General features: G+C 60.1%; 16 protein-coding genes. All 16 read right to left on the reverse strand.

Features of this window, described 5'->3' with window-relative positions; translation table 11 throughout:
* Window positions 1-47 precede the first annotated feature (47 nt).
* Window positions 48-1,046, reverse strand: coding sequence for an ADP-ribosylglycohydrolase family protein (locus OK411_RS20525; RefSeq protein ID WP_264365614.1), 999 nt, complete (start codon window positions 1,044-1,046; stop codon window positions 48-50).
* On the reverse strand, window positions 1,043-1,756 hold the full coding sequence (locus OK411_RS20530) for a GntR family transcriptional regulator (protein WP_016770970.1): 714 nt from the start codon (window positions 1,754-1,756) through the stop codon (window positions 1,043-1,045). Before OK411_RS20530 ends, OK411_RS20525 begins: the two co-directional genes overlap by 4 nt.
* A gap of 305 nt (window positions 1,757-2,061) precedes the next feature.
* Window positions 2,062-3,030, reverse strand: a complete 969-nt coding sequence (gene araH / locus OK411_RS20535) for an L-arabinose ABC transporter permease AraH (protein WP_038861078.1) — start codon at window positions 3,028-3,030, stop codon at window positions 2,062-2,064.
* Between the two features lie 12 nt (window positions 3,031-3,042).
* Window positions 3,043-4,590, reverse strand: coding sequence for an L-arabinose ABC transporter ATP-binding protein AraG (araG, locus tag OK411_RS20540; protein WP_041479431.1), 1,548 nt, complete (start codon window positions 4,588-4,590; stop codon window positions 3,043-3,045).
* Between the two features lie 53 nt (window positions 4,591-4,643).
* Entirely contained in the window at window positions 4,644-5,648 is a 1,005-nt protein-coding gene (locus tag OK411_RS20545) for a substrate-binding domain-containing protein (RefSeq protein ID WP_110601693.1), read from the reverse strand.
* Window positions 5,649-5,786: 138 nt separating this feature from the next.
* Window positions 5,787-6,605, reverse strand: coding sequence for an SDR family oxidoreductase (locus tag OK411_RS20550; protein ID WP_136492934.1), 819 nt, complete (start codon window positions 6,603-6,605; stop codon window positions 5,787-5,789).
* Between the two features lie 270 nt (window positions 6,606-6,875).
* Window positions 6,876-7,751, reverse strand: a complete 876-nt coding sequence (locus tag OK411_RS20555; protein ID WP_136492933.1) for an SMP-30/gluconolactonase/LRE family protein — start codon at window positions 7,749-7,751, stop codon at window positions 6,876-6,878.
* A gap of 133 nt (window positions 7,752-7,884) precedes the next feature.
* Complete coding sequence (locus OK411_RS20560; protein ID WP_016770977.1) at window positions 7,885-8,601, reverse strand: FadR/GntR family transcriptional regulator; 717 nt, start codon at window positions 8,599-8,601, stop codon at window positions 7,885-7,887.
* Window positions 8,602-8,794: 193 nt separating this feature from the next.
* A complete protein-coding gene (locus OK411_RS20565; protein ID WP_136492932.1) occupies window positions 8,795-9,355 on the reverse strand; it encodes a DUF1285 domain-containing protein in 561 nt (186 codons plus the stop codon).
* A 14-nt stretch (window positions 9,356-9,369) separates the two neighbouring features.
* A complete protein-coding gene (locus OK411_RS20570) occupies window positions 9,370-9,975 on the reverse strand; it encodes a DUF4823 domain-containing protein (RefSeq protein WP_016770979.1) in 606 nt (201 codons plus the stop codon).
* Window positions 9,976-10,155: 180 nt separating this feature from the next.
* Complete coding sequence (locus tag OK411_RS20575) at window positions 10,156-11,124, reverse strand: GTP 3',8-cyclase MoaA (protein ID WP_076563802.1); 969 nt, start codon at window positions 11,122-11,124, stop codon at window positions 10,156-10,158.
* Window positions 11,125-11,262: 138 nt separating this feature from the next.
* On the reverse strand, window positions 11,263-11,901 hold the full coding sequence (locus tag OK411_RS20580; protein ID WP_016770981.1) for a TetR/AcrR family transcriptional regulator: 639 nt from the start codon (window positions 11,899-11,901) through the stop codon (window positions 11,263-11,265).
* A 351-nt stretch (window positions 11,902-12,252) separates the two neighbouring features.
* Window positions 12,253-13,044: a TatD family hydrolase gene (locus tag OK411_RS20585; RefSeq protein WP_116658525.1), complete on the reverse strand. Its 792-nt coding sequence runs from the start codon at window positions 13,042-13,044 to the stop codon at window positions 12,253-12,255.
* A 15-nt stretch (window positions 13,045-13,059) separates the two neighbouring features.
* The gene (locus OK411_RS20590; RefSeq protein ID WP_016770983.1) at window positions 13,060-13,416 is read right to left on the reverse strand and encodes a PilZ domain-containing protein; all 357 of its coding nucleotides are present in this window, start codon (window positions 13,414-13,416) and stop codon (window positions 13,060-13,062) included.
* A gap of 42 nt (window positions 13,417-13,458) precedes the next feature.
* Entirely contained in the window at window positions 13,459-14,442 is a 984-nt protein-coding gene (locus OK411_RS20595) for a DNA polymerase III subunit delta' (protein ID WP_256809747.1), read from the reverse strand.
* Window positions 14,435-15,067 carry a dTMP kinase gene (gene tmk / locus OK411_RS20600; protein ID WP_016770985.1) on the reverse strand — a complete coding sequence of 211 codons (633 nt, stop codon included), beginning with the start codon at window positions 15,065-15,067 and terminating at the stop codon, window positions 14,435-14,437. The genes OK411_RS20595 and tmk overlap by 8 nt, the downstream gene beginning before the upstream one ends.
* Between the last annotated feature and the right edge of the window lie 14 nt (window positions 15,068-15,081).

The following is a 15,081-nucleotide window of genomic DNA, read 5'->3' on the forward strand; positions in this document are numbered from 1 at the left end:
TGAATACAAATTGTGGGAGCGAGCCTGCTCGCGAAGAGGCCAGCCAGTCAACGCAAGGCCAACAGCCCCTGCACCAACGGCTCAAGCTCCAGCTGATTAACAGCTTTCACCGTCTCGATCATCGGCTGCGGCCAGCACTCAAGGCCCAGGCAAGCCCCGAGCATGGCGCCGAGAATCGCCGCGATGGTATCCGTGTCGCCGCCCAGGCTGGCCGCCATGCACAGCGCTTCGAATGCAGTCATCTCGCCGATGGCCACTTGCTGGGCCAGTGCGAATGAAACCACCACCGACTCCTGCGACGCCACCGATGTACCGATCACGTCGTAGAGCAGATCGGCGAGCAGTGCTTTGTCGCTGTCGACACTGATACTGCGCGCCCAACTGATGCGCGAGGCTATGCGCCCGCCAGCCACCCAATGCCCGTGGGTTTCGGCCTGCTGGGCGATCTGCTGGCCGAGGTTCAGCGCCTCGCCGAGATCGACGTCATTGATGCCAGCAGAGACCACCGCCGCCACCGCCGCCGCACTGGAAATTCCCAGCGTGGTGTTATGCGTCACTTGGCAAGCCTGCACGACCGCCGCAATGAAGCGCTGCGGATCGGCCACGTTCGCGGCAATGCCCACCGGGGTAATGCGCATCGCCGCGCCATTGGTGGTGCCGTAGCGCCCGGCTTCTTCCGGGGAATGCCCGGCGAGGATCATTTCAATGGCGCGCTTGGTCGACGGGCCGAGCAAGTCCTGCGAGCCTTTGGCCTGCATCTCGGCTTCCCACTCGATCAAGCGCTGGGCGAGGACCGCCGGCTCGATGCGGCCGTGACCTTCGACCAATAACTCGCCGACCAGGATCGCCTGCTCGGTGTCATCGGTAATCGAGCCTTTGGGCATGTTCGCGGCGATCGGTTGCAAGGGACCTGCGTCTTGCAGATCAGTGATCTGGCCGAAGCGCGCCTTGATCGTTTCGCGATCGAGCGATTGCGTCGGCATGCCCAGCGCGTCACCCAGGGCCAGACCATAGAAAGCGCCAAGCGCACGGTTGAGCGCGGTCATTTCGATTCTCCGAATTGCAGGTGCAGACGAAAGTGCACCGGGTCGAGCAGGCTTTCGACCTGTTCCATGAAACGGTTCTGCCGGTCGTAGGTGGTGCGCAGGGCTTTGAGAAACACCGTGCCGACCGGACGGCCGAGCAGCTCGGCGTCTTCGGCATTCAGCGGCTCGGCGCCGATCCACTGATCGCCGCGCTCGCCGATGTAGCCGTAGGCGGCCAGGGTGATGGTCAGGGAATTGTCGATCAGGCCAACGCGGGGCAGGCTTTCCAGGCCGCCGTTAGCCGGCATCAAGGATCGTTCGAGAGACACCAGCGTACCGTCGGTGGCGCGCCGGCGACGGTCGAGGGTGATGAATTGATCGGTGCCGAAACGCACCAGCAGATCCGGGCGAGTCACGGCTTCGAGGCGCAACACTTCGGTATTGATCAGCGCCCCGCTGTCGGCCAACGCCTGCGCCCAGCCGCTGCGCTGATCCAGCGCGACACCGTCGAAAGTGACAATGGAGCCGACACCGCTCTGCGTGGCGATGTAATTACGCCGCTTCAGTTCGGCCAGCGCCTCACGCAAGGTGCCACGGCTGACCTGGAATTCTTGAGCCAACTGATGTTCGCCGGGCAACAGAAAGCCGTCCTCCATGAGGCCGCTCTCGATGCGTCGGACGAGCTCGTCGACCACCCTTTGTTTCTTGTCGAATCGTACCTGTCTAATCATGTACAAATTGATAACCGAAACGGGGCGTGGCGGGCAAGGGATATTTGTGGGAGGTGACCGATGGGAAGAGCAAAATCAAAAGCCCCTCACCCTAGCCCTCTCCCGGAGGGAGAGGGAACTGATTGGGGGATGCTCAGGAGATACGCCGACCTGAAAGTGTTGCGCCGAATCCGAAATCGACCTGTTGCCGAGTAATTGTCGAATCCGTAGTCAACTCGGTATTTCACGTCGATGCAGAACGCAAGACACCTCGGTCGGCCCCCTCTCCCTCCGGGAGAGGGCTGGGGTGAGGGTAGCTTTTGACGTTAGCGTTGTTTCAGGCGGTCAATGACCACAGCCAACAGCAAGATCGAACCCCGAATCACATACTGATAAAACGTGTCGATGTTCTTCAGGTTCATCGCATTCTCGATGATCGCCAGAATCAACACCCCGGCAATCACATGGCGGATCATGCCAATGCCGCCACTCAGCGAAACCCCGCCCAGCACGCAAGCCGAGATCACCGTCAGTTCAAAACCCTGACCAATCATCGGCTGCCCGGAAGTCATCCGCGAGGCCAGAATCACACCCGCCAGCGCACCGATCAAACCGTGCACGGCGAAGATGATGATCTTGGTCCGGTCGACGTTGACACCCGCCAGCAGCGCCGCTTCCTGGTTGCCACCGATGGCCATGGTGTTGCGCCCGTACGTGGTGTAGTTCAGCAGCCAGCCGAAAAACAGGAAGCAAACGATGGTGATCAGGATTGGCACCGGCACACCGAACAGTTGGCCGTTACCGAAGACGAAGAACGATTCCTGCGAAACACCGACCGCTTTGCCGTTGGCAAAAATATAGGCCAGACCGCGAACGATCTGCATGGTCGCCAGCGTCGTGATCAACGCATTGACGCGCAACTTGGCAATCACGATGCCGTTGATCAGACCAACGATCAGGCCCATCACCAGTGCTGCGCTGACCCCGAGAAACACGCTGTTGGTGTCACGCATCACCACCGCCGCGACCACGCCGGCACAGGCGATCACTGAGCCGACCGAGAGGTCGAAGTGCCCGGACGCCAGGCAATAAAGCATGGTGCACGCGGCGATGCCGGTGGTGGAAATCGCCAGGCCCAGGCCACGCATGTTCAGCGGCGAGAGGAAGTTGTCGATCAGCAATGTGCAGGCGACAAAGATGCCGATCGCCGCCAGCAGCATGACCCAGTCATCGAGGAAGCGCCGCAGGTCCAGCGGTTTGCGCTCGGTCGGCAGGGTTTCATTTTGCGTAGTCATCATAGTCACCTCTCAGTTCGCCACGCCGTCAGCGCGGTGGCGTGGCAAAGCCAGTTGCAGCAGGTTGGATTCATTGGCCTGGTCGCGGCTGACTTCGCCGCGCAGGGCGCCTTCGCACAGCACCAGGATGCGGTCGGAAATGCCCATCACTTCCATCAGATCGCTGGACACCACGATCACCGAAATACCGTCGGCGGCGAGGTTATGAATGATCTGGTAGATCTCGGCCTTGGCGCCGATATCGATGCCACGGGTCGGTTCGTCGAGCAGCAGGACTTTCATCGGCATCGACAGCCAGCGGCCGAGAATGGCCTTCTGCTGATTGCCGCCGGAAAGGAACTTGATCTGCTGGCCGGCGTGCGGGGTTTTCACTTTCAGGGCCTTGATCTGCTTGTCGGCGTTGCCCTTTTCCCACAGGCCGCGAATCAGGCAGCCGAGCCCGGAATGCGCACCACGGGCACTGATGTTGATGTTCTCGGCGACGCTGGCCAGGGGGATGATGCCTTCTTTCTTGCGATCTTCCGGGCAGAGCAGAATGCCGGCGGCAATCGCGTCACGGGGCGAGCGCAGCTTCAGCTCATGACCGCGCAATTCGAGACGGCCGGCGGTGTTGCGCTCCAGTCCGCTGAGCAGGCGAAACAGCTCGGTGCGCCCTGCCCCGACCAGTCCGAACAGGCCAAGGATTTCGCCTTTGTGCGCTTCGAAACTGATCGGCTCGCGCAGGCCCGGGCCGAGCAAACCATCGACTTTCAACGCCACGGCGCCACGCGGGCGATGGCGATAATCGTAGATGTCCTGAATGTCGCGACCGACCATGCAGGTCACCAGTTGATCGTGGGTCAACTGGCTCATGTCGTCGAAGGTCCGCACGTAGCGGCCGTCCTTGAACACGGTGACGGCGTCGCAGATACGGAAGACTTCTTCCATGCGATGGGACACGTAGAGCACCACTTTGCCTTCGTCGCGCAGACGACCGATGATCGCCATCAAGCGATCGATCTCGCGTGCCGAGAGACTACTGGTCGGTTCGTCGAAAGCGATAACGTGGGCGCCGCGCGACAGCGCTTTGGCAATTTCCACCAACTGCCGCTGACCCAGCGACAAGCGTCCGACCTTGGTTTGCGGATCGATTTCGTCGGCCAGGCCTTTCAGGCAATTCAAGGCTTTCTGACGCAGCTCACTGCGATTGATCAGGCCGAAACTGGCCGGCAGATGCCCGAGAAACAGGTTCTCGGCCACGGTCATTTCCGGGACCAGATGCAGTTCCTGGTGAATCACCGCGACGCCGCTGCCGATGCTGTCAGCGGTGGACTTGAACGCCATCGCCTGCTCGCCGATCTGCAGCTCGCCGCTGCTCGGAATGTAAGCGCCACCGAGGATTTTCAGCAGGGTCGATTTGCCCGCGCCGTTCTCGCCCATCAAGGCATGAACCTGGCCGGGGTGGGCGACGAAACTGATGCCGTCGAGCGCTTTCACGCCGGGAAAGGTCTTGCCGATCCCGTTGAAGCGCAGGCTGCCGCTGGCGCCGTGTTGTTCTTGTGTCTGTACTTGCGCGTGCATAAAGCCACCTCTTCACACCGAAAAACGGCCCGGCTGCCCGGGCCGTCGCTGCCTCAGTTCCACAAGCCGATTTTTTCCAGCTCTTGCTTGAAGTTGTCGCGGGTGATCAGGGTGACGTCATCCATGGCGGTGTACTTCGGCGGCTCTTTGCCAGCGGTGATCCACTCGTACATCATCTCGGCGGTCTTGTAGCCTTCGATGTGCGGGCTTGGCAGCATCGAACCGAAGAAGCCGCTGTTAGGCTTTTTCAACTCGCCGATGGCGTCGGTGCCGTTGATGCCGATGCCGATTACGTTGCTCGCGGCAAACCCGGCCGCTTCGGTGGCGCGCACGCCGCCGAGCACGGTGTTGTCGTTCATGCCGCCGATGATCAGGTTCTTCGCCGCGCTCGGCAGTTTCACCAGCGCCGAGTTGGTGGCGTCCATGCTGCCCGGTACGTCGAGGGTTTTCAGCGCGGCGAAGAGGATGTGGTCCTCAGGCATGCCGGCCTTCTTCAGGGCATCGACCGAACCGTCGGTGCGCTTCTTGCCGGTGTCGAGTTCGTTGTAGGTGTTGACCACCGCGTAGGTGTCTTTCCAGTCCCAGTTACGCTTCTTCGCTTCGGCAGCCATGGCGGCGCCCTGCTTCTGGCCGACTTCAAACGCGGCCATGCCCAGGTACGGCACGTCTTCCATGAACTTGCCGTTGGCATCGACGAAACGGTCGTCGACGGCAATCACTTTCAAGTCGTTGATCTTGGCTTTGGCCATGATGGCCGGGCCGAGGGACACGTCAGGCGGGCAGATCACAAAACCCTTGGCGCCGTTGGCGGCCAGACTATCGATGGCCGAGAGGGTCTTCTCGCCATCCGGCACGGCGATCTTGATCAGTTCAAAGCCTTTGTCCTTGGCGGCTTTTTCGGCAAAAGCCCATTCGGTCTGGAACCACGGTTCTTCGGCCTGCTTGACCAGAAAACCGATCTTCACCGCGTCGGCGGCGAGCAGCGCACTGCTCAGGCTGAACGCAGTGACCGCCAGGGCAGTGCTGCACAGGGTACGAATCCCGAAACGACGTTTCATCAGATGACTCCTTGTTATTTTTTTTTGAGCAAGGTTTGAAAAGCGTTGAAGCGTGTTCTCAGTGAAGCCGGTTAAAAATAGTCATATCGTATGATGATTGGATTTCAAGCGTAGTTCAGCGCTGGAGATCCGTTTTATTCAGTCGTGGTACATAACCGAGCGACCACCATCGATGGTGATGCACGAAGCGTTGATAAACGGTGCCTCATCGCTGGCCAGAAACACCGCCGTCATTGCCACTTCGATCGGCTGGCCGATGCGCTTGGGCGGGTGCAGGTCAAAGGCGCGCTGCCGTTCGGCGTGCGGATCGGCAAAGCCATTCCAGTAATCGACGTTCAGTTGCGTTTCGATGTAGCCCGGCGCGATGGCGTTAACGCGAATGCCCTTGGCCGCGTATTCGATGCCGAGTGCGCGGGTCAGGCCGAGCAAGCCGTGCTTGGCCACCGGGTACGGAAAGCAGCCGGGAATGATGTGGCTGGAATGGGTCGAGGCGATGTTGATGATGCTGCCTACGCCCTGCTCGATCATCTGCGGCAGCACGGCTTTGCAGCCATACCAGGCGCCGTCCAGATCGATGGCAAAGCAGCGGCGCCAGTCTTCTTCGGTCATCTGCAAAGGATCGCGGAACACATTGACCCCGGCGCAGTTGACCAGCACATCGATGCGGCCATGCAATTCCACCGCGCGTCGGGCCAGGGCGTGCAGATCCTGCTGATTCGATACGTCGACCTTGAACGCCTGCACGTCATGGCCCTGATCGCGCCAGTGAGCGGCGACCTGCTCGACCTTGTCGGCCTGGATGTCGCTGATGAGTAATCTGGCTTGCTGCGAGGCGAAGGCGGCGACAATCGCTTCGCCGATGCCCTGAGCGGCCCCGGTCAACAGCACGACCTTGTTTTTCAGGCGCTCGCCTTTCGGCGGCGCCGGCACTGCCGGCAATGTCAGCGCTTCAGCCATGGCTCAGGCCTCCTGCACGCAGGCGCAAAAAAACCGGGCATCGGTCGATGTCCGGTTCTGACGGCTGGGGAAAACAAACAGGCAAGCGTCGCCGACGGCATTAAGCCGCGACAAAAGGCGGATCCCGCTTGCGCGGGCGAGAAGAATTCGCTGCATCACTTCACCTGTTTTGTTCTTTTTAAGTGTGAGTGCGTGTTACTGCTGGAGCCGACTATAAACCCGACCGCCAAATAATCTCAATATATAATTTTGCATCCCATATTTTGGGATCTAGCCAGCAAAACGCGTACAGAGTTTTCCTGCAACATCAACGCGCATGCTCAGCACCGCACCGTCCAAAGGATGATTCAGCGGGCTCTTGGCACTGGTGATGAACAGGGTTTTCAAGTCTTCGCCACCGAACACGCAACTGGTCGGGCGACTGACCGGCAGATCGATTTTGCGATCCACCTGCCCGTCCGGCGTCAGGCGCAACAGGCAACTGCCGTCCCAGCGTGCATTCCACACGTAGCCTTCGGCGTCCATCGCCGAGCCATCGGGACCACCGTGTTGATCGGACGAGTAAAACACCTGCGGCGCATCAAGACTGCCGTCGGTGCGGATGAAATATCGATTGAGCGTGCTGTCGAGGCTTTCACCAAACAGCAGCGTGGTGCCGTCGTCACTCCACAGCAGGGTGTTGGGGATGCCCAGACCGAGTAGCAGCGGTGTGACGCGCTGATCGGGGTCAATGCGGAACAGGCCACCGGAACGGCGTACGAGCGGCAGATCCTCGCCGTGCTCGCCAATGTTGTTCTGCATGGTGCCCAACCACAACCGGCCCAAGGCATCGCAACGGGCTTCGTTGGGGCGGTTGCCCGGTTGCGGGTCGGCAACGCAGAACAACGTCAAGCGTGGCTCGAGGCCGGGCGAATCGAGATCCAGCCGATAGACACCGCTGCTGAGCGTGACCAGCGCATCGCCGCTGGCGCAGGGAATGAAGGCGGAGATGTGCTCGGGCATCTGCCAGATCTGCACGTTCTGACCGATCAGGCGCAACGCTTGCTTACCGGCGATATCGACCCAGTAAAGCGCTTGGGTCGGAGCATCCCAGAACGGGCCTTCGCCGAGTTTCGCGCGGTGTTGGGTCAGGGCGGTGAACGGCATATCAAGTCCTTCTGAGTTGTTGTTTTACTGTGGAAGCGAGCTTGCTCGCGAAGGCGGAGTGTCAGTCAATGATGATTTATCTGACCTGACGCATTCGCGAGCAAGCTCGCTACCACAGGATGTCTCGACATTTTCAGCTAGCTTTTCTACTGGCCATGACTTTCGGGTAAAAGCGTTTTATCGCCAGGTCGGCGTTGTCGATCAAGGTCATGCACGCCCACACGCCACGGGTCGAATCGCGCGCGGCGATGGCGTCGGCCATGTCTTTATGGATCGGCAAGGTGCGGCGCAGTTCATCGGGGTCGGCGGCGGAGACTTCGAACGACACCGCCAGCAACGCGCCGAGGGCCGGGACCATTTGTTCGATGAACTGATTATGGCTGGCGGCCAGGATGCATTCGTGGAAGGCCTGGTCGGCACGGTTGTAATCGATGCCACTGTCGACCGCACGCTCCAGTGCATTGAAAGCCAGTTGCACCGCTTCGATCTGCTCCGGCGTTGCGCGCTCACAGGCCCAACGCACCGCCATCGGCTCAATGGTGCGGCGCAAATCCAGCAGGTCATCGACGAAGTTTTCCGGCAAGCCGTTGCGCGATAGCCAACCGACCACTTGCGGATCGAACAGATTCCAGCGCCGGACCGGCAACACCCGCGTGCCGACTTTCGGCCCGACTTCGAGCATGCCTTTGGCGACGAGGGTTTTGATGGCTTCGCGAATCACCGTGCGGCTGACACCAAGCTGTTCGCCCAGATCCGCCTCGACCTTGATGGTCTGCCCCGGCTTGACCTGACCGGCAGCAATCCAACTGCCCAGCCAGTCAACGGTCGACGCATGAAAGCTGCTGGACATGTACACCTCAAGGCGAATCGCGATGGGTGCCTACGCTAATCATCATACGAATAACAGTCAATCGGATTTTTTTCAGCTTGCACAAACCATTGTGGGAGCGAGCCTGCTCGCGAAAGCGTCGTGTCAGTCAACATTGCTGGCGACTGATACAGCGCGTTCGCGAGCAGGCTCGCTCCCACATTTTGATGTTGTGTCAGGGCTCCAGACCGATGCGAAAGAACTCGCCGCCACTCCACACGCCCAACCAGCGCTGACCATCGATCTCGCGGCTCACCGCCAGTTCCACCAACTGGTAAAACACATTGCGGTGAATCAGCGCTTCAAGGTTGCTGCGCACATGCACATAAGGCGCAGGCTCCTGGGTCTCAGGATTGATCTCGACACGCAGCGGATGCTCGGCCCCCGCCTCGGTAGTTTCCTCGACATTGGTGGTAAAGCGCAAAACCTGCGCCTCGCCCTCCCCCTCCACGTCAACGGCAACCGCCACGAACGGCGCGTCATCGACCTTGATCCCGACCTTCTCGACCGGGGTGATCAGGAAGTAATCATCGCCGTCGCGGCGGATGATGGTGGAGAACAGTTTGACCATCGGCTTGCGCCCGATCGGCGTGCCCAGGTAGTACCAGGTGCCGTCGCGGGCGATGCGCATGTCGATGTCGCCGCAGAAATCCGGGTTCCACAAATGCACCGGTGGCAGGCCTTTGGTCTTGGGGATCTGCCCCAGCAGGTCATTGGCTGTTTGCGGGTCACTCATGGCGTACTCCTTGATTACTGGTCGCCGATCCCCAGCAGGCTGCGTGCGTATTGCGCCAGCGGCGGACCGATGAGGTCTTCGGGTTTGGAGTCATGGAACGTCAGTAAACCGCCACGACTCTTGATCCGTGCAGTATCAATCAAATACTGGGTGCTGGTCTCGATCAACATGATCTGAATCACGCCGCCGTCGATACCGAGGCGATCCACCGCCTCCTGATCCAGCCACTCGTCAGAGTTGCCGATGCGGTCGTCAGCCTTGGCGAAACGTGTGTAGAGCAGATAATGCGCGCCGGCATCACGGGCTTCGCCCATGGCTTGATCGAGGCCTTCCGGCGCACGGGCGCGGCGGACCATCGGGAAATATTCGACAAAGCCCTTGAAGGCTTCTTCGGCGACCACGTTCGGCCGCGGATAGGAACCACCCGGCGGTGCGAACGCACCCTGGGCGATGAAGATGAACGAGTCCGGCTGAATGCGGAGATTGTTCACCCGGCGGCTGTCGCTGTGGTCCAGAAGCCCCGCATCGCTCATGTGATACCGAGTGCCTTCGGCCATATCGCTGACATTCATGCAGCCACCAAGCGCCAAAACGGCCAGCAGCAAAACCAGGCTACGCATCCTATTCCTCCAGAAGCCGGTGTCGGAAAACCGGCGAATGGCCGTTGGATGCAGCTTTTGCGCCAGCTCGGCAAATTCAGTGATAGAGGCATTCGGAGCAGGCTCGCTCCCACAATTGAAATGCATTCCAAATGTGGGAGCGACGGTGCGACGATTCGACCTGCTCGCGAAAGCGGTTAATCAGCCGCCAATGATCTTCATGACGGTCGCACCACCGGAAAACGCCACTTCCTGCTTGTCACCCAACGCCTTGACCAGCAAACGTTGCAGCGCCGGCAACGCCTGGTGGCGCGGCTTGTCGAGCAGATCGCCGACATAGTGGCGGTTGCTCGACGACAGGCAGCCATGCAGCCAACCGGTCGACGACAGACGCAAGCGCGAACACGTACGGCAGAACGGCACGCTTTCGTTGGCGATCACTCCGAAATTGCCGCGACCGGGAATCGCATAGCGTACGGCCGTGGCGTCCACCGGTGCGTCGGTCTGGGCGTATTCATAGCGCTCGCCAATCAGGCCGAGCAACTGCTCAAGGCTGACGAACTGCTGCAGGAAGGCATTGGAATCCTTGGCCAGGTGGCCCATGCGCATCAGCTCGATGAAGCGCAGTTCGAAGCCGCGCTCCAGACAGTAATCAAGCAACGGCATGACCTGATCGAGGTTCTGCCCGCGCAACGGCACCATGTTGACCTTGATCTTCATCCCGGCGGCGGCAGCCTGATCCATGCCATCGAGCACGCTGGCCAGATCGCCGCCACGGGCGATGCTGCGAAAAGCAGCGGCATCGAGAGTATCGAGGGAAACGTTGATCCGGCGCAGACCGGCATCGACCAGCAGCGGCAGTTTTTTCGCGAGGAGTTGACCGTTGGTGGTCAGGCTGATGTCGTCGAGGCCCATCTGGCCGACGGCAGTCATGAACGATTCGAGTTTGGGGCTGACCAGTGGCTCGCCGCCAGTGATGCGCAGGCGCTCGATGCCGGCCGCTTCGATCAGGTATTCGACGCCCCGTGCCATGGCTTCGGCCGACAGCTCATCCTGCGCAGCGACCAACCGCTTGCCGTTGGGCACGCAGTAGGTACAGGCGTAGTTGCAGGCAGAGGTCAGGCTGATGCGCAGATTGCGAAAACGCCTGCCTTGACGGTCAACGATCATGAAACACTCCGGCGAAAGAAAATCGAGCGAGCAAAACTTGACTGAGAAATCAGGTTTTAGCAAGCCCTATGCCTGAGTATATTCCTGTGCTATTGCGCCATGTTGTGAAAACACGGCGCAATCAGCCCGCTGAATGACTTATGTGCTCGGCGTTTCCGGGTCGCGCTTGCGCTTGTTGCCCATGCGCACGCCGATGTCCATCAGGAACTGGAAGAAGCCTTCCTGATCTTCCAGCACATTGCTCCAGAACGGCGAGTGATACAGCGCCACCGCGCCGTGCACCAATGCCCAGGATGCGCAGTAGTGGAAGTACGGCGGCACGTCTTCGAGCTTGCCTTCGCTGATGCGACCCTTGATCAGCAGGGTCAGGCGTTCGAAGTTCGAGGCACGGATCTTGTGCAGCTCCTCGACCATCTCCGGCACCTGATTGCCCTTGACCACTTTCTCTTCGAGGCGGTCGAACAGGCGATAGCGCTGCGGGTCGCGCATGCGGAATTCGAAGTAGGCGCGCGACAGCGCTTCCTTGTCCTTGTCGACATCCGCCGAATGCAGCAGCTCGTTCAGATCGCGCTCGTAGTCGAGCATCAGGCGCAAGTAGATCTCCGCCTTGGATTTGAAGTGCTTGTAGATCGTGCCTTTGCCGATACCCACAGCATCAGCAATCATCTCGACGGTGACACTGTCTTCACCCTGGTCGAGGAACAGCTTGAGCGCGGTATCGAGAATTTCCTGCTCGCGGCGACGAAATTCACGGACCTTACGAGGTTCTTTATGCATAAGAAAAAGGTCTGAAGGGTCAAAATTCGAAGCCGCGTATTATGCCTAACTTGCGCAAAAAAGCACGGTTCATCGACCAAATCTGTGTTTCTTGTTCATTTCGAGAACGATTCGGGTGCAATGAGAACTCAACTGAAGCAAACGTATTCCAAATTTGTTTAAAAACCCCCACCGGCTCACTGGACTGCACGCCAGACTGATCAATACTTGAACTGTCGGGCGACATCTCCCCCAAGTGTCGCGCCGATAAAGGTACCAACGGACCGCGTGCCTTTGTTTTACTCCTAATGGTCTTAACCCGGATTCACCCCCCAGAACCCGGGTTTTTTTTGCCTGCGATTTGGCCAGCCGTCACAGGGCAGATTTAACACTCGCCAGCGGGAACAGACGCTTGAAGTTCTCTGTGGTCTGCTCGGCAAAGCGCTCGTAGTTCTCACCACGCAACATCGCCAGAAACTCCGCCACTTCGCGCACGTACTGCGGGAGGTTCGGCTTGCCGCGATACGGGATCGGCGCCAGGTACGGCGAGTCGGTTTCCACCAGCAGGCGATCGGCCGGCACTTTGCTCGCCACGTCACGCAAGGCGTCGGCATTGCGGAACGTAACAATGCCCGACAGGGAAATGTAATAACCCATGTCCAGCGCCGCTTTGGCCATGTCCCAGTCTTCGGTGAAGCAATGCAACACGCCCGCCTGGGGCAGCGCCGCTTCGCGCAGCAGTTCGAGGGTGTCGGCACGGGCGCCACGGGTGTGGATGATCACCGGTTTGCCGGTCTGCTGCGCCGCTTGCAGGTGCAGGCGAAACGACTCCTGCTGCAACTCGGCGGCTTCCGGCTCGTAGTGATAGTCGAGACCGGTTTCGCCGATCGCCACCACTTTCGGATGATTGAGTTCGTGCAGAAGCCAGTCCAGCGCAGGAGCCGCGCCCGGCTGAACATCCAGCGGATGCACGCCGACCGAACAATCAACATCGGCATACCGCTCGGCGAGGGCTTTGACGTCGGCGGCGTTGTCGGCACTGACGCCGATGCACAGAAAGTGTCCGACCCCACGCTCGCGGGCCGCAGCGAGTGCGGCATCCAGCGAGCCGTCATGGGCGGCGAGGTCGAGACGGTCAAGGTGACAATGGGAATCTACGAGCATAAAAAGGACTGCAACTTACATCGTATGAGTGGGACGGTCGGATTTCAGCGCTCCGGCCAGATGAGTTTCGATGCGACTGCGCGCAGTGTCGTCGCCGTCATTGAACTGCACGCCGACACCGGCGGCGCGATTGCCTTGTGCACCTTTGGGGGTGATCCAGGCGACTTTGCCGGCGACGGGGATTTTTTCCGCTTCGTCCATCAGGTGCAACAGCATGAACACCTCGTCGCCCAACCGGTAGCTTTTGTTGGTCGGGATGAACAGACCACCATTCTTGATGAACGGCATGTAGGCGGCGTAAAGCACCGACTTGTCCTTGATGGTCAGGGACAAGATGCCGTTACGCGGCCCCGGGCTGACAGGTTCAATCATGTTCACCTCCACTGCTGATCTTCAGAGTCTAGGTACACATTCTTATCTTTGACCAGGCAATCCCACCCATTGCACCAACAATGCTTCCAGCAACAGGGCCGGGTTGAGGTTGGCCTTGCTCAACACTTTCTGCCGTTGGGCGAGAATCCAGTCCTGAATATCCAGCACTTTGCCCTGCGCGCTTTTCTGCGCCAGGTACTGCACGACCTTGCGCATATCGGCCAGGCCGAGGCCGGCTTCGTCCTGAGTCAGTTGATAGCGCAGGATCAGGCTCGACCAGTCGCAGAACCAGTCGAACAGACGCAACATCGGAATGCTTTTCCACTCTTCCGCCAGTTGCGTCGGCGATTGCTGGCCCTTGAGCAACTTCTTTACGCCTTCGACCACTTGTGCACGTTGTTCACGCACACCTTGCGACTGCAGGCTGACCGCCATCAGCGGCGATCCGGCGGCCAGCGTCAGCAGTTCGACGCGCTCTTCTTCCGCGCAATCCGGCAGCGCCTGAGCCAGCCATTGCAGGCTCATCGCCTCGCCCGGCAACGGGCAGGCCTGCTGCACGCAACGGCTTTTGATGGTTGGCAACAAACGGCTGGGCTGGTGGCTGACCAACAGCAGAACAGTATCGCCGGACGGCTCTTCAAGGCTTTTGAGCAAGGCGTTGGCAGCGTTGATGTTCATCGACTCGACCGGCTCGATCAACACCACCTTGCGCCCGCCGAGCTGCGCGGTCTGCACGACGAAACTGACCAGATCACGAACCTGATCGACCTTGATCGCCTTGTCCGCCTCTTCCGGCTCCAGGATGTAATTGTCCGGATGACTGCCGGCCTTGAGCAGCAAGCAGGATTTGCACTCGCCGCACGCCTCAGGCGTAGGACGCTGACACAGCAGGCTGGCCATCAAGCGTTCGGCCAGAGCACGCTTGCCGATACCGGCGGGACCGTGCAGCAGGTACGCGTGGGCATGCTGACTGCGTCCGGCCAGTTGCTGCCAGAGGCTGTCCTGCCATGGATAGGCCTCAGCCACGGGCCAGCTCCAGCAGATTCGGCAGCAAGGTGTCCAGCGATTGCTGGACCTTGGCCAATGGCTGACCGGCATCGATGCGCACGTAACGCGACGGGTCGGCTTCGGCGCGCTTCAGGAACGCATTGCGCACGTTTTCGAAAAACGCCCGGCCTTCGAGTTCGAAACGATCCAGTCGGCCACGGGCACTGGCGCGGGCCAGACCGATCTCTACGGGCAGATCGAAAATAAGTGTCAGATCGGGCCGCAAGTCACCCTGCACGAAAGTTTCCAGGGTGGCGATGCGTTCCAGCGACAAACCACGACCGCCGCCCTGATAGGCGTATGTCGAGTCGGTGAAACGATCACACAGCACCACAGCGCCACGGGCCAGCGCCGGGCGAATCACCTCGGCCAGGTGTTGGGCGCGGGCGGCGAACACCAGCAACAGCTCGGCGTCCGGGTGCATCACTTCGTCGGCCGGGGTCAGCAACACGTCACGAATCCGCTCGGCCAGCGGCGTACCGCCAGGCTCACGGGTGAGCAGCACTTCGATACCGGCGGCGCGCAGGCGCTCGGCAAGGTATTCGCGGTTGGTGCTCTTGCCCGCGCCTTCCGGGCCTTCCAGGGTAATAAACAAGCCAGTCACAGGCAGTCCTTCAT

The sequence above is a fragment of the Pseudomonas sp. RG1 genome, from assembly GCF_025910115.1.
GTDB classification, from domain to species: domain Bacteria; phylum Pseudomonadota; class Gammaproteobacteria; order Pseudomonadales; family Pseudomonadaceae; genus Aquipseudomonas; species Aquipseudomonas atacamensis.

Coding starts and splice junctions, on each gene's coding strand:
- OK411_RS20550 (WP_136492934.1), bottom strand. CDS start 6,605: ATGGCTGAAGCGCTGACATTGCCGGCAGTGCCGGCGCCGCCGAAAGGC.
- OK411_RS20555 (WP_136492933.1), bottom strand. CDS start 7,751: ATGCCGTTCACCGCCCTGACCCAACACCGCGCGAAACTCGGCGAAGGC.
- OK411_RS20590 (WP_016770983.1), bottom strand. CDS start 13,416: ATGATTGAACCTGTCAGCCCGGGGCCGCGTAACGGCATCTTGTCCCTG.
- OK411_RS20525 (WP_264365614.1), bottom strand. CDS start 1,046: ATGACCGCGCTCAACCGTGCGCTTGGCGCTTTCTATGGTCTGGCCCTG.
- OK411_RS20570 (WP_016770979.1), bottom strand. CDS start 9,975: ATGCGTAGCCTGGTTTTGCTGCTGGCCGTTTTGGCGCTTGGTGGCTGC.
- OK411_RS20575 (WP_076563802.1), bottom strand. CDS start 11,124: ATGATCGTTGACCGTCAAGGCAGGCGTTTTCGCAATCTGCGCATCAGC.
- OK411_RS20560 (WP_016770977.1), bottom strand. CDS start 8,601: ATGTCCAGCAGCTTTCATGCGTCGACCGTTGACTGGCTGGGCAGTTGG.
- OK411_RS20585 (WP_116658525.1), bottom strand. CDS start 13,044: ATGCTCGTAGATTCCCATTGTCACCTTGACCGTCTCGACCTCGCCGCC.
- araH (WP_038861078.1), bottom strand. CDS start 3,030: ATGACTACGCAAAATGAAACCCTGCCGACCGAGCGCAAACCGCTGGAC.
- OK411_RS20580 (WP_016770981.1), bottom strand. CDS start 11,901: ATGCATAAAGAACCTCGTAAGGTCCGTGAATTTCGTCGCCGCGAGCAG.
- OK411_RS20565 (WP_136492932.1), bottom strand. CDS start 9,355: ATGAGTGACCCGCAAACAGCCAATGACCTGCTGGGGCAGATCCCCAAG.
- OK411_RS20530 (WP_016770970.1), bottom strand. CDS start 1,756: ATGATTAGACAGGTACGATTCGACAAGAAACAAAGGGTGGTCGACGAG.
- OK411_RS20545 (WP_110601693.1), bottom strand. CDS start 5,648: ATGAAACGTCGTTTCGGGATTCGTACCCTGTGCAGCACTGCCCTGGCG.
- araG (WP_041479431.1), bottom strand. CDS start 4,590: ATGCACGCGCAAGTACAGACACAAGAACAACACGGCGCCAGCGGCAGC.